Source organism: Vreelandella arcis, from assembly GCF_900103865.1.
GTDB lineage: Bacteria > Pseudomonadota > Gammaproteobacteria > Pseudomonadales > Halomonadaceae > Vreelandella > Vreelandella arcis.
The window spans coordinates 99,534-122,299 of the sequence record NZ_FNII01000002.1 but is presented as its reverse complement, the minus strand read 5'-3'; the positions used below and the strand labels follow the sequence as shown (position 1 = coordinate 122,299).

Sequence of the window (22,766 nt, the reverse complement as noted above, 5' to 3'; positions counted from 1 at the left end):
GCGGTGGGCCTAAACGTGATACACACGCTATTCAACTCAAACCGGTTAGCAGCGATCTAAAAAACAAGGTGGTGATGCACATTCGCTATCGTCCGCATCTTCGCGTTGCAGTGCATCGATGACCGCCTGCCTCAACACGGGCAGATGCGAGTGTTCAGGGTCGCGGGCGGCGGTCAACAGCGTCAGCCTGCCCTTTCGGGCGTAGCGCATTAGCGGAAGCAGCACGTCGGGCTGTGTCTCAAGCGCCTCGCGATAACGCGCCCGAAAAACGTCTTCGCTAATATTCTGACGGTGATAGTCACGCCGTAGTGCTGGCGCAGGTGAAGCGTCGCGGTACCATTCATCAAGTCCAAGGGAGGCGCGGGACTTGCCTCTTGGCCAAAGCCGGTCGACCAGTATACGGGCACCATCGTCGGCCGCTTGCGACGCATAAATACGCTTAAATACGATGTCGTAGCTCATGAGTCCCTCCTGATCAGGTGGCAACACTTAATACTGCAAAGGTTATGAAGCCTTTTCATTCTTGAATGCAAACCGCTCATTTGCTTTTACATGGTGCAATTTGGCATCATCTGCACCCTTTTGATGCAGTCAGGCGCCAAATGAAAACCTATTTAGGCAAAATGCGCGGCGAACGAATCCAGCGACCTTTTGTGGGTTGGCGGGATGCCTTCTGGTCTTGGCTGGGCGCTTTTAGCGGCATGGCGCTCATTTGCTGGTTAAGCGCTGGCTGGCTATCTAAAGAGCTGCTGATTGTAGGTTCGTTTGGCGCCACCTCGGTACTCATTTACGCCGCGCCTGAAAGCCCCTTTGCGCAGCCAAGCCATGTTCTATTTGGCAGCATGCTCTCGGCCGCGGTAGGCGTTGGCTGCTTTCAGTGGTTAGGAGCCGAGCCGATGGCCATGGCACTCGCCGTATCATTATCAATTTTGGTTATGCAGTTAACCCATACGGTTCACCCACCGGGGGCCGCCGCCGCGCTGATTGCCGTAGCAGGCGGCGACAACGTCCATGCCTTAGGCTGGTGGTTCCCCCTGGTGCCCATTGGCGTAGGCTGTTTGATTATGCTGGTGGTCGCCATTGTGATTAATAACCTTGCCCGCCATCGGCGCTATCCACGCTACTGGTAAATTGTCATTCCCGCCCTTTCCAGTCAGGTAAGCGTATTTCCTCCTGCAACTGGCGAAGTTCTGGCTGATGTGCTTCGGCAATTTGTTCAACGCGTTTAGCCCCCTCAGCCAGCAAGTGAACTTCTATCTGGCGGCGGTCTTCACGCCCTGGCCGCCGTTCCACCAACCCCAATTGTTCGCAACGATCAATCAACGAGACCGTGCCGTGATGCTTTGCCTGCAAACGCTCGGCCAACTGCCCCACCGTTGCCCACTCCTGCCCTTCAAAGCCTTTTAAATGCAGTAGAAGCTGATACTGCAGCGATGTCATTCCATGCTCGCGACAAATGTTCTCACTGTGACGTAAAAAGCAGCGAAGTTGATAACGAAACTGGGATAGTTGCTGGTAATCCTGCTTATTCAATGGCGAAGTCTGATTTTTAGACATCGTTTGGCTATTTCTCTTTTTAGCTGATGGATGGCTTGACAGCCATCAGTGTAGTGCCTAAATATTAAATATCACAATATGATATTTTTAGCCTATAAAGTACGTTACCGTCAAACGAACACGGCACGCGTTGAAAACGGGGAGGCCTACGATGAACTTACTGACCGCAGCTAGAATGCCTTTTAATCACCGAGCCGGGTGGCAGGAACTCCGCGAGCACAAACCTTCAATAGCCATGCTGGCAGGTTGGGTGGTACTCCCGATGTCACTGCTACCACCGGTAATGCTTTATTTTGCTGGCACTCACCACGGCGATGCGCTGATGCCCGGCTTTGCCGAGCGGGAATGGCGGTTTATCACCACCATTTTATTTTTGGCAGAGCTGTTAACGTTTTTCATGATGGGGTGGGTGATTCATACCGTGGTCAATGGCACTCGGACGCTTGCCATCGACTATCAAGACGCTTATCTGCTAGCGGCGCTGGCTCCGCTGCCACTGTGGGCATCATCGATCATATTGCTAGTCCCGAGCTTGCCTCTCAATGCGCTAGTCGTATTGGCAGCGCTGGGTGTCTCATGCAGCCTGATCTATCACGGCTTGCAAGCACTTTGTGGCCGAGAAGAGCATGATATGGCCACCATGTCGGCGACCTATATCATCATGTCCGCGGGCGTGCTTGCCTGGGGTGTGCTGATGGCACTTACCTGGGCTTACTAGAGTTATGTGAATAACCGCGGCGATCACTGCATTAACGAATCGCCGCTGTCATCGTCAAGTGCAACACCCTCGACGCCAATATCAGCCTCTAGCGCTAGCAGATAATGTCGCAGACCGCGACGCGTGGCCTGTTCATGCAGGCTGAGTCTCACCCGGTCGGCTACATCACTATAAGCCAATTGTTGTCCTTCCTCGCGCGCATCCACCATCACTAAATGCCAGCCGTAGCGCGACGCAAGCGGGCGCTCGTGCAGGCCCTCAGGCAGGTGTTGCAGCGCGCGATCAAGCTCCGCCACGGTTTGCCCTGGCACCAGCCAGCCAAGTTCACCTCCCTGCTCATTCGAGGGGCAAGCAGAATAGCGCTGAGCAAACTCGGTCATCCGCTCAGGGGTCTGGCTGAGCGTTTCCAGCAATGCCACCCCCTGATGATACTGCGCGTCCCGTGCTTCAGCGTCGTCCGGCGCAGCGGCCAGCAGAATATGACGAACGCTCACTCGCGTGGGTTCACAAAAACGCTCAGGGTGAGTGGCGTAGAAACGCTCGCAGTCTTCTTCTGAGGGCTCCGGCACTGCAAGCTCTTGTTCGAGTAGCGCGGCAATTGCCTGGTCATCCGCATCGTCGCCCTCTTGAAGCAGCCCAAGCGCGGCTGCACGTTGGCGCAGCAGTTCCCGAACCACCAGCGCCCGGGCGGCTTTTAACTGCGCACTCCCGGCGCTATCCGCCGGGTGGTACTGCATTTCCTGGGCGATATCACTGTCTAAAATGGGCTGACCACCAACACTGACCGCTGGAGTCGTTACCTCGCCCGGTAGTTGTTCGATATCTATCATCTGCATGACAACACTCCTTAGCCTCTTTTACGCACTAACTGATAACGACGAGTGACATAGCCAAACGGCGCGCTCCATACATGAACAAGGCGAGTGAAGGGAAAAATCAAAATAATCGTCAAGCCGACCAAAATGTGCAGCTTGTAGATAAAGCCAACGCCTACGAGGTAACTGGCAGCGCCGCCCTGGAAGAACACCACCGCCTGGGCCCAGTGGGCAAGCTGAATCATCACGCCGCCATCAAGGTGATTCAATGCCGGAATGATCGTCAGCAGGCCTAACGAAACCTGCACCACCAGCAGTAAAATCATGAACGTATCCATGGGGCTCGATGAGGCTCGCACCCTTGGGTTGGCAACACGGCGGTAAGCCAACATGGCGCCGCCCACTAGGCACATAACGCCTGCGATGCCGCCTACGACAATGGCGATGATTTGCTTGGTGCCCGCGCTCATAAACGGTGCGTAGGCCCAATGTGGCGTCAATAGCCCTACCAGGTGGCCAAAAAAGATGGTGATGATGCCGATATGGAACAGGTTGCTTGCTAAACGCATGTTTTTCGACGACAGCATTTGGCTGGAGCCGGTTTTCCATGTGTACTGGCCGTGATCAAAACGCAGCAGGCTACCAAGCAAAAATACCGTGCCCGCCAAATATGGGTAGTAGCCATAGATCAGTTGATGAAGGTAGTCGCTAACCATGGGGATTCTCCTTTAGCGCTCGCTTGGGCCAGGCTTGGCGGCGCCACTGCTGGGCATAATGGTAACGGGGTCGCTGGGAACGCTGCGCTTGCGCTCGGCAAGCCGACGCCCTTCGGCGGACTGCAGCGCACAGTCCTGATCGGACTCGGCAGAAAAACGCACCGCTTCTTCCTCCCACACGGCATCCAGCGCCTCTGGGGTATCATCAGGCGCCTCGGCCTTCACCTCATCACGGTGCTCATTGACCTCTTCTTCGGCACCAATCAGCGCCAGTAACGCATAGGGGGCTAAGGCATAATCCGCTTCGCGCTCTTCCAACCGCGCCATCAGCAACGCCAGAATGTGACGAATTTCACCCAGCCAACGGGCAATTTCGCCTTCTGGCCGCGTGGAGAGATACTCCAGAAACAGTGGCAGGTAATCCGGCAGCTCCCGCGCATCGAGCTCAAACCCGGCGGCCTGGTACTCGTTCATCAAATCGACCATTGCCTGACCGCGATCGCGGGATTCGCCGTGCACGTGTTCAAACAGCAGCAGCGAGGTTGACCGGCCCTTATCGAATAGCGCGACATACTCTGCCTGTAGATCGAGCAGACCGGTTTCAGCGACGCGCTGACACCAGTCGATAAGCTGCTGGCGCAATGGCCCACGCCAGCGACGCTCTGCGTCGATGATGTCACTCATCTCACCGGCCGCCTGCTGCAGATCAACGCTTGGGTAGTCCAGAAGCCTGGCGAGCACACGTAAACTCAACATTTCATCCTGCTCGTCGGGAAGCATGTTTTCGGCAGCGTTACCCATGACGGGCCTCCTCGGCGTGAGCGTTGGGATCAAAGGTTTCAACCGGTTTGACCAGGGTTTCAGTGTTGGAGCGTCCGTTGAACAGGCTGGCTTTGCTCTCGCCATGGCAGCCATCGCCAAAGCTCAAGCCGCAACCGCCGCGCTCGGGAAACGCATCGGTGGCCATTTCACGGTGGCTGGTGGGAATCACGAAGCGGTCTTCATAATCGGCAATGGCAAGATAGCGGTACATCTCTTCTACTTGGGCTTCTGTCAGATCCACCTCGTCGAGCACGTCGGTGTTGGGTTTGCCATCAACGTGTTTGCCGCGCATATAAAGGCGCATGGCCATCAGGCGCTTGAGCGCCAGCACCACGGGTGCTTCTTCACCGGCGGTGAGCATATTCGCCAGGTACTTCACCGGAATGCGCAGCGATTCGATCTTTGGCATCACACCGTCGAACTCGACCTTGCCGTCTTCCGCGGCGGACTGAATCGGCGACAGCGGCGGTACGTACCAGACCATCGGCAGCGTGCGGTATTCCGGGTGTAGCGGCAGCGCCAGCCCCCAGTCCATCGCCAGTTTATACACCGGCGATTCCTGTGCGGCTTGGATGACGTTATCGGTGATGCCGTCCTGTTTTGCCTGGGCGATCACTTCGGGGTCGTTGGGGTCGAGGAAGATCTCACGCTGGCGATGGTAAAGATCCTGCTCGCTGGGCGCGCTTGCCACCTCCTCGATACGGTCGGCGTCGTAGAGCAGCACGCCGAGATAGCGGATCCGGCCCACGCAGGTTTCCGAGCAAACCGTTGGCTGGCCCGATTCGATACGCGGATAGCAGAAAATACATTTTTCGGATTTGCCGCTTTTCCAGTTGTAGTAGATTTTCTTGTAGGGGCAGCCGGAGATACACATCCGCCAGCCGCGACACTTGTCCTGATCGATCAGCACGATACCGTCTTCTTCGCGCTTGTAGATCGCGCCGCTGGGGCAGCTCGCCACACAAGTCGGGTTCAAGCAGTGTTCGCACAAACGCGGCAGATACATCATGAAGGTGTTTTCAAACTGGCCGTAAATATCGGCCTGTACCTTCTCGAAGTTGATATCCTTACGACGCTTGGCAAACTCGGTACCCAGGATTTCTTCCCAGTTCGGCCCCCATTCGATCTTCTTCATCCGCTCGCCGGAAATCAGCGAGCGGGGTCGCGCCACTGGCTGGTGCTCGCTTTGCTTGGCCGTGTGCAGGTGCTGATAGTCGAAGGTGAACGGCTCATAGTAATCATCCACTTCCGGGAGATCCGGGTTGGCAAAAATGTTGGCCAACACCCGCCACTTACCGCCGATACGCGGCTCGATCTTGCCGTCCTTACGGCGCATCCAGCCGCCTTTCCATTTGGCCTGGTTCTCCCATTCCTTGGGGTAGCCAATGCCCGGCTTGGTCTCGACGTTGTTGAACCAGGCGTACTCGACGCCTTCGCGACTGGTCCAGACGTTTTTGCAGGTCACCGAACAGGTGTGGCAGCCGATGCATTTATCGAGGTTGAGGACCATGCCTACTTGCGAGCGAATTTTCATTTGACGGCCTCCTGGACGTAATCGTTACCTTCGCCATCGAGCCAATCGATGTGCTTCATCTTGCGAACCAGCACAAACTCATCGCGGTTCGAGCCCACGGTGCCGTAGTAGTTAAAGCTGTAAGCGAGCTGGGCATAACCGCCGATCATGTGCGTCGGTTTGGGGCAAACCCGGGTAACGGAGTTGTGAATCCCCCCACGGGTGCCGGTAATCTCGGAGCCGGGGACGTTCACCTGGCGTTCCTGGGCGTGGTACATCATCACCATGCCGACCTTGATCCGTTGGCTGACCACCGCCCGGGCGGCAATCGAGCCGTTGGCGTTGAAGACCTCCAGCCAGTCGTTGTCGTCAATACCCAGGTCGGCCGCATCGTCCTCAGAGAGCCACACCACCGGGCCGCCACGATTAAGCGTCAGCATCATCTGGTTGTCGGAATAGGTCGAGTGAATCCCCCACTTCTGGTGCGGCGTCAAAAAGTTGAGCGCCTTGCTCTTGAAGCCGTTATCCGCCGGAAGCGGGAAGTTCTCGGCTGCCTTGGTGTTGATCGGCGGACGGTACACCAGCAGGCTCTCGCCAAAGTCACGCATCCAGGCATGATCCTGATACAGCTGCTGACGACCGCTCACCGTGCGCCACGGAATCAGCTCGTGGACGTTGGTGTAGCCAGCGTTGTAGGAAACGTGTTCGTCTTCCAGGCCGGACCAGGTTGGGCTGGAGATAATCTTGCGCGGCTGGGCGACGATGTCCCGGAAGCGGATTTTTTCTTCCTGCTTGGGTATTGCCAGATGGGTGTGATCCAGACCAGTAATCTTGCCAAGCGCACCCCAGGCTTTCACCGCCACCTGACCGTTGGTTTCCGGGGCGAGCGTCAAGACGGTCTCGGCGGCGTCGATCGCTGACTCGATGCACGGGCGGCCTTTCGCCGAACCCTCGAGCTTGCGTTTATTCAGCTTGCCGAGCAGTTCAACTTCGGAATCGGTATTCCAGTTGATGCCTTTACCGCCGTTGCCGAGCTTCTCAAGCGCCGGACCAAGCGACGTGAAGCGCTCATAGGTCTCCGGGTAGTTACGCTGCACTTCCATCAAGGCAGGCATGGTTTTGCCGGGGATCGGGTCGCACTCGCCTTTTTTCCAGTCTTTGACATCCACCTGGGAAAGCTCCCCCGGTGAGTCGTGCTGCAGCGGCAGCGTGACCAGATCGGTTTCTTCACCGAGGTGACCGACGCAGGCTTTTGAAAACGCCTTGGCGATGCCCTTGTAGATGTCCCAGTCGCTGCGCGACTCCCACGCCGGGTCGGTGGCCGCCGTCAGCGGGTGAATAAACGGATGCATATCCGAGGTATTCAGGTCGTTTTTTTCGTACCACGTGGCCGTGGGCAGCACGATGTCGGAATACAGGCAGGTGGTCGACATGCGGAAGTCCAGCGTCACCAGCAGGTCGAGTTTGCCTTCCGGCGCTTCGTCGTGCCATTTCACTTCTTCGGGCTTCTGGCCGCCAAAATCGCCCAGATCCTTGCCTTGAATACCGTGGCGCGTCCCCAGCAGGTACTTGAGCATGTATTCATGCCCCTTGCCGGAGCTGCCGAGCAGATTGGAGCGCCAGATAAACATATTGCGCGGGAAGTTCTGCGGGTTGTCGGGGTCTTCGGCGGCAAAGGAAAGCTCGCCTTTCTTCAACTGATCGACGACGTAGTCTTTACTGGTCATGTCCGCGGCTTTTGCCGCTTCCGCAATACGCAGCGGGTTGGTGCCCAGCTGCGGTGCCGAGGGTAGCCAGCCCATGCGCTCGGCACGGACGTTGTAATCGATCAGGCTGCCGGTGTGCCGCGAGGTATCCGCGAGCGGCGAGAGAATTTCTTTAATTTCCAGCTTCTCGTAGCGCCACTGCGACGAGTGGTTATAGAAGAACGAGGTGGAGTTCATATGCCGTGGCGGGCGCGTCCAGTCAAGGCCAAAGGCGAGCGGCAGCCAGCCGGTCTGCGGGCGCAGCTTCTCCTGGCCGACATAGTGCGCCCAGCCGCCACCGCTCTGGCCGATACAGCCACACATGATCAGCATGTTGATCAGGCCACGGTAGTTCATGTCCATGTGGTACCAGTGGTTCATCCCGGCACCGACGATGATCATGGATCGACCTTGAGTTTTGTCTGCGTTATCGGCGAATTCCCGGGCGATCCGGGTCGCCTGCTCGGCGGGTACGCCGGTGATCTTTTCCTGCCAGGCGGGGGTATAGGGCTTAATCTGATCGTAAGCCGTCGCGCCGTCGTCTTCGCCCTCGTTGCCCAGGCCACGGTCGATGCCGTAATTGGCGCACATCAGGTCGAAAACCGTCACCGCCATTACGCTGCTGCCATCGGCTTTGGTCAGCCGCTTGACGGGCAGGCAGTGATACAGACGGTCGCCGCTCTCGCCTGCAACGTGATTGAAGTGCTCGTGTTCGATGCCGCCAAAGTAGGGAAACGCCACCCGCGCGACGTCGTCGTGATGACCCACAAAGGTCAACAGCGGCTTGATCTCGCCGCCCTCGGCATCCCGTGGCTCAAGATTCCACTTGCCCTGATTGGCCTCGTCTTCACCCCAGCGAAACCCAATCGAGCCCCGCGGCACCACAAGCTGATCGCGGGCGTCGTCCCAGGCCAGCGTTTTCCACTCGGGATTGTTGTGCTGGCCTAGATTGTCAGCGAAATCGGACGCGCGTAATTGACGCCCTGGCACTAGGGTGCCGTCCTCGCGGGTTTCCAACTCGACCAGGCACGGCATATCGGTGTAGCGACGCACGTAATCGGTGAAGTAGACGCTTGGGTTGTTGAGGTGGAATTCCTTGAGAATCACGTGCCCCATTGCCATGGCAAGCGCAGCGTCGGTGCCCTGCTTGGCGCTCATCCATTCGTCGGTGAGCTTGGAGACCTCGGCGTAATCCGGCGTGATCGAGACCGTCTTGGTGCCCTTGTAACGCACCTCGGTAAAGAAGTGGGCATCCGGCGTGCGGGTCTGGGGCACGTTGGAGCCCCAGGCGATGATATAGCCTGAGTTGTACCAGTCGGCGGACTCGGGCACGTCGGTCTGCTCGCCCCAGGTCATCGGCGAGGCGGGGGGCAAATCGCAATACCAGTCGTAAAAGCTCATACATACGCCGCCGATCAATGACAAATAGCGACTGCCGGCGGCGTAGCTGACCATCGACATCGCCGGGATCGGCGAAAACCCGAGGATGCGATCCGGCCCATATTGCTTGGCGGTGTAAACGTTGGAGGCGGCGATCAGTTGGTTGAGTTCGTCCCACTCAGCGCGCACAAACCCGCCCATGCCCCGGGCACGCTTATACTGCTGGGTTTTCGCTGGGTCGCTAACGAGGTATTCCCAGGCATCCACCGGGTCCGTTTTTTCGGCTAGCGCTTCGCGCCACAGGCTCAACAGGGCTTTGCGGATCAACGGGTACTTTAAGCGGTTGGCACTATACATGTACCAGGAGTAGCTGGCGCCCCGAGGGCAGCCCCGCGGTTCATGATTGGGAAGGTCGGGCCGCGTGCGTGGGTAGTCGGTCTGCTGAGTCTCCCAGGTCACCAGGCCATTTTTGACGTAGATTTTCCAGCTGCACGAGCCGGTGCAGTTGACGCCGTGGGTAGAGCGCACGACTTTGTCGTGCTGCCAGCGGCGGCGGTAACTATCTTCCCACTGGCGGTCTTCTTGGCGAACTTCACCGTGGTCACTCGCAAAAGGCTCGCGGGCTTTGCGGAAAAAATTTAGCCGGTCAATGAAATGACTCATGGTCGATCTCCAGGCTTCTCAAAGGAAAGCAATCGCCTGATAGCAGACGTCTTGGGACCGATTGTGAGTGATTAAAAAGGTGATTTCTGCCCGCTTACCTCCATATACCCCGCCCCTACCTCTTAGGTGATAGAAGACCAAATCCACTGGGGATAGAGGCCGGAAAACGCTTGCTGAGATTGACCTAAGTCATCGATGGTAGAGGGCATCAAGCACGATAATAAAGCCCACTAATAAACTCAGGTTTTGCACTAACAGGCTCGCCTATGATTCCGCGCTCACTTGCTGATGGCCTACCGCTGCTGCGCTTGGCCTTTCGTCCCTTCTTTTATCTCGGCGCGCTGTTTAGCCTGCTTGCCATGCTGGTATGGCTGGCGTTTTGGCACGGCAACGTATGGCTTTCCCCTTATGGCGGCATGCTGTGGTGGCATCAGCATGAAATGCTGTTTGGGTTCGGTAGCGCTATTATCACCGGTTTTTTGCTCACAGCGGTGCAAAACTGGACGGGGCGGCCCAGCGTGTCGGGCTGGCCGCTATTGGGGTTAGTGGCGCTCTGGCTTGTCGCTCGACTATTGTTTGCCTACGCGGCCTCCTTGCCCGGTTGGCTATTGCTAGTGGTGGATGTCAGCTTTCTGCCACTGGTGGCGGTCGCCATGGCGCGCAGCGTTGTGGCAGTACGCTTATGGCGGAATCTCTTGTTTGTACCCGTGCTTTTGCTATTGGGCATCGCTAATGCCGCCATGCACGTCGGGGTGATGAGCGGGGATGCCCTATTGATTCGCGATGCGAGCCACCTGGCCGTATTGGTCATTACCCTGCTGATGGTGCTATTGGGCGGGCGCGTTATTGCGTTTTTTACCTCGCGTAAATTGGCTATTACCCAACCGGCGCCCTACCCGCCGCTGGAGGCGCTGAGCCTTGGCAGCATGGCAGCCATCGTCCTGCTCCAACTGACAATAACGCTGAGCGATCTGCGCGCCAGCCTGTTAATGGCCGCATTAATGGGCATCGCCGCTTTAAGTAACGCCTGGCGATTAACTCGATGGAAAGGCTGGTTGGGTTGGCGAGAACCACTTTTATGGGGATTGCATTTAAGCTATGCCTTTATTCCCCTTGGGCTTTTGCTCTGGGCATGGCAGCTTTTCAGCGGCCAGCGCATCGAAACCGCCTTACACGCTCTGGCGATTGGCGGCATGGGAACAATGATGCTCGCCATGATGGCCCGAGTATCGCTGGGCCATACCGGTCGAGCCATACGTACGCTACCGGGTATTGGCCTGGCGTTGGCCGTACTTCTATTGGCAGGGCTGCTGCGCTCGGTCTGGTTGACCGTATTTCAGCAGTCAAGCCATTGGGTGTATAGCGCCGTGATTATTGCTTGGTGCATTAGCTATTTGATTTTTTTACTGCATTACACAGTACCGCTATTTAGCGCGCGTGTTGACGGCAAAAGCGGTTAACAGCAAAACGACTCTTGCGCTCGTCTACACCTGCAGGGAGAGCAACGTGGCGGAACACTATTTCTTGCTAAAGCACCTACATATCACCGCGGCCTATGCGAGTTTGGCTTTTTTTATCCTGCGTGCCTGCTGGTCGGTGAAGGACGCTCCCATTCTCCAGGCACGCTGGGTGAAGGTAGTACCGCACATTATTGATACGGCGCTGCTGGCTCTCGGTGTATCGCTGGCGGTTATACTCAACTTCTGGCCACTTCCACCCTGGCTAAGCGCTAAAATTACCGCACTGGTGATTTATATCCTGCTGGGCACGGTCGCCATCAAGCGCGGCAAAACGCCCGCGATTCGTGCTTGGGCCGCACTGGCCGCAGTTAGCGTATTTGTCTATATGCTGGGAGCCGCTCTACAGCGCTCGCCGCTATCATGGCTTGCGGGGCTTGGCTAACACGTGGACCATAACGAAATGGAGACCCGATGCGACTGACACAGTTAGCCTGGTGCGCACTTGCTTACCTATGTATTGGCTTGGGCGTGGCGGGCATTGTGCTGCCATTGCTGCCCACGACTCCATTTTTGCTACTCGCGCTATGGGCCGCCACCCAAGGCTCCCCTCGTTTGGCGCAATGGTTGGATCAACATCCTCGTTTGAGTTCATACCTTCACGCGTGGCACGAGCAGCGGGCGATCCCTAAACGCGCCAAAATTATAGGACTCCTATTGCTGGCCACCAGTTGGCTGACGCTATGGGCCAGTGGCGCTAGTCACTTGTTGCTTGCCGGGATGGCGGTGTTTTTTATCGGCGTTGCCAGTTTTATTGTGACCCGGCCCAACGCCTACGGCCGCCAATAAGTCAAAGACACTCAATCCCAAATACCCTTCTTATCCCCCATAAGAAGTAATACACTTACTTCATTAGTTGAATTGGGCACGGCTTGCCACCGCACCCTTGTTGCCTTCTCTGCGCACCGGGAGTGACATGAGACCCTTACACCATTCACTCGTCGTCAGAATCGTGGCGTTGTTGCTGATTATCGGCAGTATGGCCATTGCCAGCATTAGCGCGACTATTTTTATCGCCCATCGCAGCCAAGGCGACGCGGAAGCAATTAACGTGGCAGGCTCGCTGCGGCTATACAGCGCGCAAATTAGTCAAGCGCTTCAGCAGGCACCGACAAATTCTGACGAACGAATAGACGCGATTAACAGAGTCACCACCCGCTTTTCCGAACGGCTGGCCAGCCCTGCTTTAACGGACAGACCACGACTCTCGTCAAATGGACAAGCAGACGCGACATTAACGTCGCTAAACGAGCAGTGGCAGCGGGACATCACCCCGCTCATCGAGCGTGCGAAAGAGGGCGATAGCCGCGATATTCAGCGAGCGATCACCGGGCTTGACGGCTTCATCGACGCTATCGACGATTTTGTGACCCTGCTGGAAGATCATAATCAGGACAAGATCAGCTTTTTAACCCAGTTGCAGATTTGGTGCCTGGTGTTGATTGGCCTGCTACTGGCTGTCGCACTCTACGACCTCCGCACGCATTTGATCATGCCGCTAAGGCATTTGATTCAGCTCAGCCAAGAGATAGGCAAACGCAATTTTGCTTATCGCGCGTCGGTTAATTCGCATGATGAGTTGGGTCAGCTTGGTCAAACGTTCAACCAGATGGCCGCCGAACTGGCCACTAGCTATCAGGAACTCGAGTCACGAATTTTACACAAACAGGCGGAGCTAGAGCGCCATAACCGGGCGCTACAGATCATTCATGACGGCAGCCGAGTGCTTTACGGGGGCGGTAACGACCTTTGTTCCAGCGCCGCCCCGATGCTAAGGGAGCTCGAAGCGCTCTTGGATATCGGCCCCATTACCCTGTCGCTTCATAACCTACACGACAACAGTGACATGGAGATACTTGCCACCCATTCGCTCGAGCGCCCGCAGTACTGCCGCGACCTGGACTGCGTTGCCTGCCTGGAACCCACGCAGCGTGACAGCCGAGACAAACTGCAAAGCCCTGCATCACGCATCGATAACCACCCGCAGTTGCTGGAGCTCCCCATCACCGTGGGGCGTTTAACGCTTGGCTATTTGACGATTGGCTATTCCAGCCCCATTAGCGATTCCACACGCCAACTGCTCAACACGTTATCGGGCCAATTGGCCACCGCCATTTATCTACAGCAACGCATCGAAGAACAGCAGCAGTTGTCGTTGATCAAGGAGCGTACGATTATCGCCCGCGAACTGCATGATTCACTGGCTCAATCGCTTTCGTATCTTAAAATGCAGGTGGCACGACTTGAGCGCATGCAAGCCAAGGCGGTACCTGTTGAGCAGCAAAACGGCGTTATGGGCGATTTGCGCGATGGCTTGAACAGCGCCTACCGACAGCTGCGTGAGCTATTGAGCACTTTCAGACTGTCGCTGGACAAACCAGGGTTGCAGGCGGCATTGCAACAAACCGTCGATGAATTCAGCGAGCGGCTGGGCTTCCCAATCACCTTTAGTTACGCCGTCCCCCCGCACTTACTCAGCGCCAATGAAGACGTGCATATCCTGCAAATCACCCGCGAAGCGCTGACCAATACGCTAAAACACGCCAATGCCCAATGGGCGGGCGTTAGCCTAAGCTTTCAACAGGCCGAACTACATCTGGCGATCGAGGATGACGGTATTGGGCTCAAAACATCAGCGTCGCCACCCATGCACTTCGGGCTGATTATCATGCGTGATCGGGCAAGCCATATTAACGGCACATTGACTTTTAATAACCGACCAAATGGCGGTGCCGGCGTTTATCTGTGCTTTACGCCGCAAACCAATCGACTCATTAAGGAAGCGCGCTTATGAGCATTCCCAATTCCACTGTTGATCAGATTGCAACCATCATGGTCATTGATGATCACCCACTGTTGCGTCGCGGCGTCCGTCAACTGCTTGAAATGGAGGAGGATCTACAGCTGGTCTATGAAACAGGCTCGCCCCAGGACGGTATCCAGCAGGCCGTCTCTCTGGAACCCGACATGCTGCTGCTCGATATGAACATGCCCGACATGAACGGTCTGGAAACGCTCAAGCAGCTTCGGGAGGCGGGCTATACCGGCCGTATTATCATGTATACCGTTTCGGATCAGGAAGATGACGTGGTGGATGCGCTCCGCGGAGGAGCTGACGGCTATCTGCTCAAGGACATGGAACCCGAGGACATGGTCCACCAATTGCGCCAGGCAGCAAAGGGACGCATGGCCATAAGCGAAAACTTAACCGCCATGCTAGCCCATGCGCTGCGCAACCAACGCGGCGACTCACCAGCGCCATCATCGGCATCGCTCACCCAGCGCGAGAAGGAAATACTACGTGAGCTTTCCGCCGGAATGTCCAACAAGCTGATCGCCCGCAAGCTGGATATTACTGAAGGCACTGTTAAAGTCCACGTTAAGCACCTGCTAAAAAAACTCCACCTTCGCTCGCGAGTGGAGGCCGCCGTTTGGGCCGTGCAGGAAGGGATAAGCTAAACCGGTTCTATGTGGTTACCCCTAAATACCTAGCGGCAAATTTTGATCCTGTACCCACACCGCCTACACATAAAAATAACTCATAAAAACAATGCTTTAACTTAAATAACTTGCTACCTCCTTAGAGGTAGTTGGCCGATAACACCCCTCTATACCCCCCGTTTTCCCGGATCAAGCCAAGGCGTATCTTGCAAAGCACTGCGCTTTGCAGCACTTGCGTCCAAGGGGGTAGCGAATGGCCAAACATAATGCCGACATAGAACAATGGGACGTTGAGAATCCGCAATTCTGGGATCAGCAGGGCAAGCGAACCGCCACCCGAAACTTGTGGATTTCCATTCCCAGTCTCCTGCTTGGCTTTGCCGTCTGGATGATGTGGGGAATGATTACGACCCAGATGCTAAACCTGGGTTTCCCCTTTTCAAACGACCAACTTTTCACTTTGACCGCCATTGCCGGGTTAGCGGGTGCCACGCTGCGCATCCCTGCCTCGTTCATGATCCGCATTGCCGGCGGCCGCAATACCGTCTTTTTGACCACCGCGCTGTTGATAATACCGGCGGCTGGCACTGGCTTTGCGCTCATGAATCCGCAAACACCTTTCTGGGTGTTTCAGGCACTCGCCCTGCTTTCCGGCATTGGTGGGGGGAACTTCGCTTGCTCAATGAGCAATATTTCCAACTTTTTCCCCAAACAGCAGCAAGGCTACGCACTGGGCATGAACGCGGGGTTGGGTAACTTTGGCGTGACCACCATGCAAATTCTCGTGCCACTGGTCATGACCGTCGGCCTGTTCGGCGCACTCGCGGGTGAGCCCATGGCATTGGAAAGCGCTAGCGGCACGCTCATTGGTCGCATTGACGCAGGCACCGACACCTGGATTCAGAATGCGGGGTTCGTTTGGCTGCTGTTTCTTGTACCGCTGGCAGTGGCTGGCTGGTTCGGCATGAATAACCTACGCCCCATCACCCCGAATCCCGGCAGCCCGTTACAGGCGTTCGGTAAGATTCTGGGGCTTTACGCGGTGGGACTTTTTGCGTCAGTCGTTGGCGTGCTGGCGCTCGGGTTTATCAATATGTGGTTTGCCCTGCCGTTGACCATTGTGCTGACCCTCGCGCTTTTGCGGTTGCTACCGGGCGATATCAAGCCCGCGATAAAAAAGCAGTTTGGCATTTTTTCCAACAAACACACCTGGGCGATGACGGTGCTTTACATCCTCACCTTTGGCTCCTTTATTGGCTTTTCCGCCGCGCTGCCCCTCTCGATCAACATCATTTTCGGCAACATGATGGAAATCGCCACTGACGGCAGCTTGGCGAGGGTGACCAACCCCGATGCCCCCAGCGCGCTGACCTGGTCATGGATGGGAGCCTTTGTCGGTGCTTTGATTCGCCCGCTGGGTGGCTGGATATCCGACAAAGTCGGCGGTTCGATTGTCACGCAGGTGATTTCGGCCATCATGGTGGTGGCCTCCATCGCTAGCGGCTACGTAATGATGCTGGCCTACAACTCCACTGATCCCAACCAATATTTCTGGCTGTTTCTGGCGCTGTTCATCGTGCTCTTCGCCGCCAGCGGCATCGGCAATGGGTCAACCTTTCGCAGTATTGGGGTGATTTTCGATAACCAGCAAAAAGGACCGGTGCTGGGCTGGACCTCAGCAATTGCGGCTTACGGCGCGTTCATTGCGCCACGGGTGATTGGCGACCAAATCAAGGTGGGTACACCTGAGCTCGCCATGTATGGGTTTGCCGTTTTCTACACCGTATGCCTGGTCGTTAACTGGTGGTTTTACCTGCGCAAAAACGCCTACGTGAAAAACCCATAATCTGTCATTTACCGCCAAGAGGGATCACCATGGCTTCCCAACGTTTTCAACAAACCTCGGTACTGATTGCCAATACCTTCGCCTTTACCATGTGTTTTATGGTGTGGACGATGTTTGGTGAAATAGGTGTGCCGATTGCTGAAGAGCTCGGTTTAAACGGTACCCAGTTTGGTATTTTGACCGCCGTTCCCATCTTGACCGGCGCCCTATCACGCCTGCCCCTGGGCGCCATGACCGACCAGTACGGCGGCCGCCCGGTGTTTTTTATTATCCTGCTGCTGATTATTCCCGCCGTATGGCTTGTTCAATTCGCCACCCAGTATTGGCAACTTCTTACATTAGGGGCATTTATCGGGCTTGCCGGCGGGGCCTTTTCAGTGGGCATTACGTATACCGCTAAATGGTTTGAAAGCGACCGCCAGGGGCTTGCCATGGGCATCTTTGGTGCTGGCAATGCCGGGGCCGCCGTAACCAAGTTTATCGCCCCGACGGTGATTGTCATGCTGGGCTGGCAGGCGGTGCCCAATATCTATGCGGTTATTATGTTGATTACCGCCATCCTGTTCTGGTTTTTCACCTATACCAATCCGGCGCATCGCAGTACCCGTAAGGTCTCCCTGCGCGAGCAGGTAAAAATCCTCAACGACCCCAAAGTGTGGAAGTACTGTCAGTACTATTCCCTCGTGTTCGGCGGCTATGTGGGGGTTTCGCTTTGGCTGACACGCTATTACATGACCGAATATGGCTTTGGGATTCAGTTGGCCGCGGTGGTCGCCACCATTTTTGTTCTTCCCTCAGGAGTAATTCGGGCGTTTGGCGGCTGGCTATCCGACCGCTTTGGTGCCCACAACGTTACCTGGACATGCCTATGGGCCAGCTTGATCGCGCTATTTATTATGTCGTACCCGGAAACACACTACAGCGTTGAAGCGGCAGGCGGCGCAGGTCGTGTTGAGTTCGGTTTTGGAATACCGGTATGGCTGTTTACCGCTGCATTGTTCGTAGTCGGTATTGCCTGGGGTATTGGCAAAGCCTCGGTATTTAAATACCTCTCCAACGAGTACCACGAAAACCTGGGACTTGTTTCCGGCATTGTCGGGCTGGCTGGAGGCTTAGGCGGATTTCTCCTGCCCATCATGTTTGGTGCGCTGGTGGACATCACCGGAATCGCCACCACAGTGTGGATGTTGTGCTTCGGCATCACACTGGTGTCGATCATTTGGATGTGGTGGACAGAGCGTCGCTCGCCAGTGATTACGCGCGGTTCGTCAGCACAGGCCCTGCAGATGGAGTCTAGTGAGGAAAGCGCTTATAGAACGTAGTGGAAAAGGCTGGGGCTGGATGTAGCCATACTGGAGACTAAAATACTAAAGACTAATAAGAAGAATAGTATATAAGGGGGAATGATGTCGTTATCACTTCATCTTGGCATAAAGTCAAACAACCGTATGCCAGTGTTTCTAAATGGCGTGGCTTTGCAATTCGGCTCCAACCCCCTGTACCGAATCGCTTATTGCAGCCCAGCCCAGAACGCCTCTGCATAGGGGCTCAGCGGAGCGACAGGTCTGGTGAGGTGAGTCTCCAGCGGGATATCCAGCGCTGATCCAAAACACGATGCAGCCTCGCATCCGAGATCTCCTGCTCGGTGAGACTTTTGGGCAGCCAAGCGACCCCTTTGTTCTCCAACGCCATCGACATTAGAACCGCCGCTAAATGACTGCTAAAGCGTGGTTTCAGGTGCAAGAGCTCTTCTTTTCCTTGAAGCCTATGCGAAACGATACGCCCAAGCCCAGATTCTTCGGTGTAGGCAAGGTAAGGCAATGACTCAGACGAGGCGTTGAATTGCGCTGATCCTCCAGCTAAGGCAAGTAGAGTGTCGCGACCAATTTCTTTACTGACGAACTGATTAGCAGGTAAACGCGGGGGAACATCCGGGTGACGGTGGCAGAGTAAAAACTGTACTTGGCCATGCACCAGCATTTGCTCGCAAGTGGCCATACTGTCGGAGTGCAACCGAACGGATTCGATGGGAGCACCCTTTTCTGCGCTTCTGATCCAGCGTGGAAAGAACGTGAACGACAGTGAATGGGTTGCCGCAAAGTGAAGTGTTTTAGCGGCCGTTCCTGCGACTTCTTGCGCCTCGGCTCTGATCCGATAGAGCCTGCTAGCCGCATCTTGCGCACTCGCAAGAATATGCCTGCCCGCTTCGGTCAACGTGGCGCCTTGGGGGGTGCGGATAAACAGATCGGCCCCGATCCAATTCTCCAATGCGCGTATTCGCCGGCTGAATGCCGGCTGGGTGATGTGCCGAGCATCTGCGGCACGAACGAAGCTGCCGTACTCGGCCAACGCTTCAAAATCTTCCAACCAAACGAGTTCCATAGGGCAATGCCGTCTCGGTATAGGGCGCGGCATTTATAGCATTGGGCGCGCTTTCTCGCCAAGTTTACCATGGCCACGTCAACTACAAGAGGAACACGTCATGCGTATCGTAGAGATCCGAGAGAAAACCGTTTCCATTGCGTCGCCCATCGCTAACGCCTACATCGATTTCTCCAAAATGACCTGTTCGGTCGTAGCGGTCATTACCGATGTCATTCGTGATGGCAAGCCAGTCATCGGCTATGGCTTCAATTCCAACGGCCGTTACGGTCAAGGCGCGTTGATGCGGGATCGCTTCCTGGATCGTATCAGCGAAGCGGATCCGGAATCGCTGATCGACGAAGAGAACGATAACCTCGACCCGTTCGCCATCTGGAAGACCCTGATGACAAACGAGAAGCCGGGTGGCCATGGTGAGCGTTCGGTCGCTGTTGGCACCATCGATATGGCTGTCTGGGATGCTGTTGCCAAGATCGAAGGTAAGCCTTTGTATCGCCTGCTGGCTGATCGTTATCGCGACGGTGTGGCCGATGACAAGGTTTGGGTTTATGCGGCGGGCGGTTATTACTATCCCGACAATGACCATTCCAAACTAAAGGCTGAGATGCAGAGCTATCTGGATCGCGGCTATGACGTTGTAAAAATGAAGATCGGTGCCGCGCCTCTGGATGAGGACATCCGTCGCATCGAGGCCGTGCTCGATGTTGTTGGTGACGGCCGTCGCCTGGCCGTGGATGCCAACGGTCGCTTTGATCTAAAAACGGCCATTGCTTACGCCGAGGCCATTAAGAAGTACAACCTGTTCTGGTACGAAGAGATCGGTGACCCACTCGATTATGCCTTGCAAGCCGAGATGGCGAATCACTATGAGCTGCCGATGGCTACCGGTGAAAACCTGTTTTCCCACCAAGATGCCCGCAACCTGCTGCGTTACGGCGGCATGCGCCCTGATCGCGACTTCTTGCAGTTCGACTGCGCACTGTCCTACGGCCTGGTGGAATACATGCGCACTCTGGACGTAATGAAAGAAATGGGCTGGTCCTCACGCCGCGTGGTGCCGCACGGTGGTCACCAGATGTCGCTGAACATCGCTGCTGGTTTGCACCTGGGCGGCAACGAGTCCTATCCAGATGTGTTCCAGCCATTCGGCGGTTTTGCTGATGGCACCAAGGTAGAGAACGGCTATGTCGGTCTGCCTGATGTACCGGGTGTGGGCTTTGAAGCCAAGTCTGCCCTGTACGCCGTCATGCGTGAACTCGGAGAAGGCTAAGTCCCGTCTACGAATGCCCCGCCACTTCCGGGGCATTCGTGCTTTTGGCGTCAGCCCCTGATGCCAGCCACAACGCCCAACACAAGAATAACTGAAGTGCGCTCGTGGAAACGTCCAAATCACGCTGGTCAGCCGACGTCTAATTTCTGTCTTGCCTATTGATGCACGTTTGGAAGGAGAAACTACCAAGCGGAAGTACCAAAGGCCGTGGCAGAACGACATAAATAGGGAGGGTTAGAAGGCATTATGTATCACCATTTTGGATCACGTTTAAGATCAAAAGGTGAAAAACTCTTCTAAAGCAATTGGATGGCCAGAAATGGAGGCGGCCCCAAAAGCCACATCCCGGCACACGCATCCACCACTACCGTTGCTCCCTTCCGGGCCTGGCGGGGTTTGCAGTTTAGCGTTGCGAGAGAACCTAAGGGGCCACCATAACGGCGACTCATTAATGAGCCTACCTACGCTGATTGGTGGCTACGCCCTGATTTGAACAGGGGACCCCATCATTATGAGTGATGTGCTCTAACCAACTGAGCTACGTAGCCTTTCCGACATCAGCGGAGGCACATTGTGCCTACCTTAATGGCAAAAGGCAAGCCGCAATCGGCTTGCCCTTCAGCATCGCTACGGCTTATTGCAGTGCGTTACGCACAGCTTCTTCGGCAGGCTCGCCGTCGATGGTTTCAACGCCGGCCAGCCACTCGCCTAGCAGTTCGTCATTTTCCTGCAGGTAAGTGCGGGCTGCATCACGCGGATTTGCCCCATCGTCCATGATCTCGCCCATCAGCTGATTTTCCATCTCAAGCGTGAACGTCATGTTGTTGAGCAGCGCAGCAACGTTCGGGCACTCTTCAGCGTAGCCACCACGGGTATTGGTGTAGACCGTGGCACCACCTAAATTAGGCCCAAAGTAATCGTCAGCCCCTTCCAGGTAAGCCATATCGAAGTTTGTGTTCATGGGGTGTGGTTCCCAGCCCAAAAACACCATCCAGTCTTCGTTAGGTACACGCGCCCGCAGCTCAGCCAACATGCCGGCTTCACTGGAATCGACTACTTCCCAATCACCCAGGCCGTAGGCATCGTCTTCGATCATTTGCTGGATCAATTCATTGCCGTCGTTACCGGCTTCAATACCATGCAGATCGTTGTCGAATTTGTCCGCATGGTCGGCCAAATCTTCAACCGAGGTGACGCCAGCGTCATAAACGTACTGTGGCACCGCCAGGGTGTATTTTGCGCCCTCTAGGTTGGCCGTTAACCGGTCAACGGTGCCTTTCTCAACGTAAGGGTCGCTGATAGACGCCATGGAAGGCATCCAGTTACCTAAAAAAACATCGAAATCATCATTTTGCATGCCCGAATAGGCAATCGGTACAGACACCGTATCCACGCGCGCTTCGTAGCCCATGCCTTCCAGCACTTCACTGGCCAGAGCGGTAGTGACGGTAATATCGGTCCAGCCTACTTCGGCAAAGCGAACCGTACTACACTCATTGGCCATCGCTAAGGTAGGAAGCCCTGCCGTGACGACCGCCGCTCCCATCATGCTTAAACGTGTTTTATTCATTCACTATCCCCTTTTCATCACATTGTCCAATACCCGCTCGATGTTGTCGCCTGGGCGGGTATCCAGTAGCATCTTTTTATTGATTGAACGTTCAATAAAAAGATGCGATTATGTCTAGGTAATCATGCCTACACCCGTTTTTCAAGGTTAGGGGTGAATAGGCATTCAACGTGAGGGGAGAAAGCTGTGCCTAAGGTGGGAATGGAACCAATACGCCGCCAACAGTTAATCAACGCCACGATGGCGGCCATTGATGAAGTCGGTTTAGCAGAAGCCACTGTGATGCGGATAGCCCGCCATGCAGGGGTTTCAGCAGGCATCATTAGCCATTATTTCGGTGGCAAGGATGGCCTACTGGAAGCCACCATGCGACAAATCCTGACCGATTTAAGCCGCGCCGTTTCGGTGCGTCGCCATGCGTTGGAAGATAATTCTCCCCGCGCACACATTGGCGCCATTATTGAGGGAAACTTTGACCGCACGCAGGTCACTGGTCCCGCAGCCAAAACCTGGCTCGCCTTTTGGGCAAGCAGCATGCATAAACCCATGTTGCTGCGTTTGCAAAACGTCAATGACCGCCGTCTTTATGCCAATTTATGTCACCAGTTTCGCCGCGTTATGCCGCGGGCCGACGCCCGCAATGCAGCGCGTGGCTTGGCCGCGATGATCGACGGCCTATGGCTGCGTGGCGCGCTTACTCCCGAAGGCTTAGACGCTGAAGAGGCGCGTCACCTCGCCCACACGTATTTGGATCAATTATTTGCTCACCATGGTTGCCAGCAGCATGCATCCATTACCGAATCACATTAAG

Annotated in this window: 20 protein-coding genes, 1 tRNA gene and 1 other RNA gene; 11 read left to right on the top strand and 11 right to left on the bottom strand. The window is 55.7% G+C overall.

What is annotated here, in order from left to right:
- Positions 1 to 45: 45 nt before the first annotated feature.
- A complete protein-coding gene (locus BLR97_RS02480) occupies positions 46 to 462 on the bottom strand; it encodes a DUF488 domain-containing protein (RefSeq protein WP_089702140.1) in 417 nt (138 codons plus the stop codon).
- A gap of 140 nt (positions 463 to 602) precedes the next feature.
- On the opposite strand from BLR97_RS02480, the gene BLR97_RS02475 reads away from it, so the two are divergent.
- Positions 603 to 1,130: an HPP family protein gene (locus BLR97_RS02475; RefSeq protein WP_089702138.1), complete on the top strand. Its 528-nt coding sequence runs from the start codon at positions 603 to 605 to the stop codon at positions 1,128 to 1,130.
- A gap of 4 nt (positions 1,131 to 1,134) precedes the next feature.
- Here the strand turns inward: BLR97_RS02475 and BLR97_RS02470 are convergent, their stop codons facing one another.
- Positions 1,135 to 1,440 (bottom strand): MarR family winged helix-turn-helix transcriptional regulator, encoded by a 306-nt coding sequence (locus BLR97_RS02470; RefSeq protein ID WP_244511143.1) that lies wholly within the window; start codon positions 1,438 to 1,440, stop codon positions 1,135 to 1,137.
- Positions 1,441 to 1,708: 268 nt separating this feature from the next.
- On the opposite strand from BLR97_RS02470, the gene BLR97_RS02465 reads away from it, so the two are divergent.
- Positions 1,709 to 2,275, top strand: coding sequence for a YIP1 family protein (locus BLR97_RS02465; protein WP_089702135.1), 567 nt, complete (start codon positions 1,709 to 1,711; stop codon positions 2,273 to 2,275).
- Between the two features lie 23 nt (positions 2,276 to 2,298).
- On the opposite strand, the gene BLR97_RS02460 is transcribed toward BLR97_RS02465, so the two are convergent.
- From BLR97_RS02460 to BLR97_RS02440, 5 genes are read right to left on the bottom strand one after another with little or no spacing between them, the layout of a single operon-like run.
- A complete protein-coding gene (locus BLR97_RS02460) occupies positions 2,299 to 3,111 on the bottom strand; it encodes a peptidylprolyl isomerase (RefSeq protein WP_089702133.1) in 813 nt (270 codons plus the stop codon).
- Between the two features lie 11 nt (positions 3,112 to 3,122).
- A complete protein-coding gene (narI, locus tag BLR97_RS02455) occupies positions 3,123 to 3,806 on the bottom strand; it encodes a respiratory nitrate reductase subunit gamma (protein ID WP_089702131.1) in 684 nt (227 codons plus the stop codon).
- A gap of 12 nt (positions 3,807 to 3,818) precedes the next feature.
- The gene (gene narJ / locus BLR97_RS02450; protein ID WP_089702128.1) at positions 3,819 to 4,607 is read right to left on the bottom strand and encodes a nitrate reductase molybdenum cofactor assembly chaperone; all 789 of its coding nucleotides are present in this window, start codon (positions 4,605 to 4,607) and stop codon (positions 3,819 to 3,821) included.
- Complete coding sequence (narH, locus tag BLR97_RS02445; RefSeq protein WP_089702126.1) at positions 4,600 to 6,162, bottom strand: nitrate reductase subunit beta; 1,563 nt, start codon at positions 6,160 to 6,162, stop codon at positions 4,600 to 4,602. Before narH ends, narJ begins: the two co-directional genes overlap by 8 nt.
- Positions 6,159 to 9,929 carry a nitrate reductase subunit alpha gene (locus BLR97_RS02440; RefSeq protein ID WP_089702124.1) on the bottom strand — a complete coding sequence of 1,257 codons (3,771 nt, stop codon included), beginning with the start codon at positions 9,927 to 9,929 and terminating at the stop codon, positions 6,159 to 6,161. The genes narH and BLR97_RS02440 overlap by 4 nt, the downstream gene beginning before the upstream one ends.
- Before the next feature lie 266 nt (positions 9,930 to 10,195).
- Between BLR97_RS02440 and BLR97_RS02435 the strand changes: the two genes are divergently transcribed.
- The 7 genes from BLR97_RS02435 to BLR97_RS02405 all read left to right on the top strand — a co-directional run bounded on the left by BLR97_RS02435 (position 10,196) and on the right by BLR97_RS02405 (position 18,055).
- The gene (locus tag BLR97_RS02435) at positions 10,196 to 11,389 is read left to right on the top strand and encodes an NnrS family protein (protein ID WP_089702122.1); all 1,194 of its coding nucleotides are present in this window, start codon (positions 10,196 to 10,198) and stop codon (positions 11,387 to 11,389) included.
- A 46-nt stretch (positions 11,390 to 11,435) separates the two neighbouring features.
- Positions 11,436 to 11,831, top strand: a complete 396-nt coding sequence (locus BLR97_RS02430; RefSeq protein ID WP_089702120.1) for a SirB2 family protein — start codon at positions 11,436 to 11,438, stop codon at positions 11,829 to 11,831.
- 29 nt (positions 11,832 to 11,860) lie between these two features.
- The gene (locus BLR97_RS02425) at positions 11,861 to 12,235 is read left to right on the top strand and encodes a YbaN family protein (RefSeq protein ID WP_089702117.1); all 375 of its coding nucleotides are present in this window, start codon (positions 11,861 to 11,863) and stop codon (positions 12,233 to 12,235) included.
- Between the two features lie 127 nt (positions 12,236 to 12,362).
- A complete protein-coding gene (locus tag BLR97_RS02420) occupies positions 12,363 to 14,240 on the top strand; it encodes a histidine kinase (RefSeq protein ID WP_089702115.1) in 1,878 nt (625 codons plus the stop codon).
- Positions 14,237 to 14,905: a two-component system response regulator NarL gene (gene narL, locus BLR97_RS02415; RefSeq protein ID WP_089702114.1), complete on the top strand. Its 669-nt coding sequence runs from the start codon at positions 14,237 to 14,239 to the stop codon at positions 14,903 to 14,905. Before BLR97_RS02420 ends, narL begins: the two co-directional genes overlap by 4 nt.
- 235 nt (positions 14,906 to 15,140) lie before the next feature.
- Complete coding sequence (locus tag BLR97_RS02410; RefSeq protein ID WP_089702111.1) at positions 15,141 to 16,733, top strand: MFS transporter; 1,593 nt, start codon at positions 15,141 to 15,143, stop codon at positions 16,731 to 16,733.
- Positions 16,734 to 16,762: 29 nt separating this feature from the next.
- Positions 16,763 to 18,055, top strand: a complete 1,293-nt coding sequence (locus tag BLR97_RS02405; RefSeq protein WP_089702109.1) for an MFS transporter — start codon at positions 16,763 to 16,765, stop codon at positions 18,053 to 18,055.
- 226 nt (positions 18,056 to 18,281) lie between these two features.
- Here BLR97_RS02405 and BLR97_RS02400 read toward each other — a convergent pair whose 3' ends face one another.
- Positions 18,282 to 19,115 carry a LysR family transcriptional regulator gene (locus BLR97_RS02400; RefSeq protein ID WP_211605037.1) on the bottom strand — a complete coding sequence of 278 codons (834 nt, stop codon included), beginning with the start codon at positions 19,113 to 19,115 and terminating at the stop codon, positions 18,282 to 18,284.
- 100 nt (positions 19,116 to 19,215) lie between these two features.
- On the opposite strand from BLR97_RS02400, the gene BLR97_RS02395 reads away from it, so the two are divergent.
- The gene (locus tag BLR97_RS02395; RefSeq protein WP_089702106.1) at positions 19,216 to 20,385 is read left to right on the top strand and encodes a mandelate racemase/muconate lactonizing enzyme family protein; all 1,170 of its coding nucleotides are present in this window, start codon (positions 19,216 to 19,218) and stop codon (positions 20,383 to 20,385) included.
- A 329-nt stretch (positions 20,386 to 20,714) separates the two neighbouring features.
- Here the strand turns inward: BLR97_RS02395 and ffs are convergent.
- The 3 genes from ffs to BLR97_RS02380 form a co-directional block, all read right to left on the bottom strand.
- An RNA gene (gene ffs, locus BLR97_RS02390) (signal recognition particle sRNA small type) lies at positions 20,715 to 20,811 on the bottom strand.
- Between the two features lie 45 nt (positions 20,812 to 20,856).
- Positions 20,857 to 20,933: transfer RNA gene (locus BLR97_RS02385), tRNA-Met, on the bottom strand.
- 86 nt (positions 20,934 to 21,019) lie between these two features.
- Positions 21,020 to 21,955: a choline ABC transporter substrate-binding protein gene (locus tag BLR97_RS02380; protein WP_089702104.1), complete on the bottom strand. Its 936-nt coding sequence runs from the start codon at positions 21,953 to 21,955 to the stop codon at positions 21,020 to 21,022.
- Positions 21,956 to 22,156: 201 nt separating this feature from the next.
- Here BLR97_RS02380 and betI point away from each other — a divergent pair, with 201 nt between their 5' ends.
- Positions 22,157 to 22,765 carry a transcriptional regulator BetI gene (gene betI / locus BLR97_RS02375; protein WP_089702102.1) on the top strand — a complete coding sequence of 203 codons (609 nt, stop codon included), beginning with the start codon at positions 22,157 to 22,159 and terminating at the stop codon, positions 22,763 to 22,765.
- Position 22,766 lies beyond the last annotated feature (1 nt).

Excerpts from the sequence above, each read along its gene's own strand:
- narH (WP_089702126.1), bottom strand. The coding sequence starts at position 6,162 with ATGAAAATTCGCTCGCAAGTAGGCATGGTCCTCAACCTCGATAAATGC.
- BLR97_RS02465 (WP_089702135.1), top strand. The coding sequence starts at position 1,709 with ATGAACTTACTGACCGCAGCTAGAATGCCTTTTAATCACCGAGCCGGG.
- BLR97_RS02475 (WP_089702138.1), top strand. The coding sequence starts at position 603 with ATGAAAACCTATTTAGGCAAAATGCGCGGCGAACGAATCCAGCGACCT.
- BLR97_RS02405 (WP_089702109.1), top strand. The coding sequence starts at position 16,763 with ATGGCTTCCCAACGTTTTCAACAAACCTCGGTACTGATTGCCAATACC.
- narJ (WP_089702128.1), bottom strand. The coding sequence starts at position 4,607 with ATGGGTAACGCTGCCGAAAACATGCTTCCCGACGAGCAGGATGAAATG.
- narI (WP_089702131.1), bottom strand. The coding sequence starts at position 3,806 with ATGGTTAGCGACTACCTTCATCAACTGATCTATGGCTACTACCCATAT.
- BLR97_RS02440 (WP_089702124.1), bottom strand. The coding sequence starts at position 9,929 with ATGAGTCATTTCATTGACCGGCTAAATTTTTTCCGCAAAGCCCGCGAG.
- BLR97_RS02470 (WP_244511143.1), bottom strand. The coding sequence starts at position 1,440 with ATGACATCGCTGCAGTATCAGCTTCTACTGCATTTAAAAGGCTTTGAA.
- BLR97_RS02425 (WP_089702117.1), top strand. The coding sequence starts at position 11,861 with ATGCGACTGACACAGTTAGCCTGGTGCGCACTTGCTTACCTATGTATT.
- BLR97_RS02395 (WP_089702106.1), top strand. The coding sequence starts at position 19,216 with ATGCGTATCGTAGAGATCCGAGAGAAAACCGTTTCCATTGCGTCGCCC.
- BLR97_RS02420 (WP_089702115.1), top strand. The coding sequence starts at position 12,363 with ATGAGACCCTTACACCATTCACTCGTCGTCAGAATCGTGGCGTTGTTG.
- BLR97_RS02400 (WP_211605037.1), bottom strand. The coding sequence starts at position 19,115 with ATGGAACTCGTTTGGTTGGAAGATTTTGAAGCGTTGGCCGAGTACGGC.
- BLR97_RS02460 (WP_089702133.1), bottom strand. The coding sequence starts at position 3,111 with ATGCAGATGATAGATATCGAACAACTACCGGGCGAGGTAACGACTCCA.
- BLR97_RS02410 (WP_089702111.1), top strand. The coding sequence starts at position 15,141 with ATGGCCAAACATAATGCCGACATAGAACAATGGGACGTTGAGAATCCG.
- BLR97_RS02380 (WP_089702104.1), bottom strand. The coding sequence starts at position 21,955 with ATGAATAAAACACGTTTAAGCATGATGGGAGCGGCGGTCGTCACGGCA.
- narL (WP_089702114.1), top strand. The coding sequence starts at position 14,237 with ATGAGCATTCCCAATTCCACTGTTGATCAGATTGCAACCATCATGGTC.
- BLR97_RS02435 (WP_089702122.1), top strand. The coding sequence starts at position 10,196 with ATGATTCCGCGCTCACTTGCTGATGGCCTACCGCTGCTGCGCTTGGCC.
- BLR97_RS02480 (WP_089702140.1), bottom strand. The coding sequence starts at position 462 with ATGAGCTACGACATCGTATTTAAGCGTATTTATGCGTCGCAAGCGGCC.
- betI (WP_089702102.1), top strand. The coding sequence starts at position 22,157 with ATGGAACCAATACGCCGCCAACAGTTAATCAACGCCACGATGGCGGCC.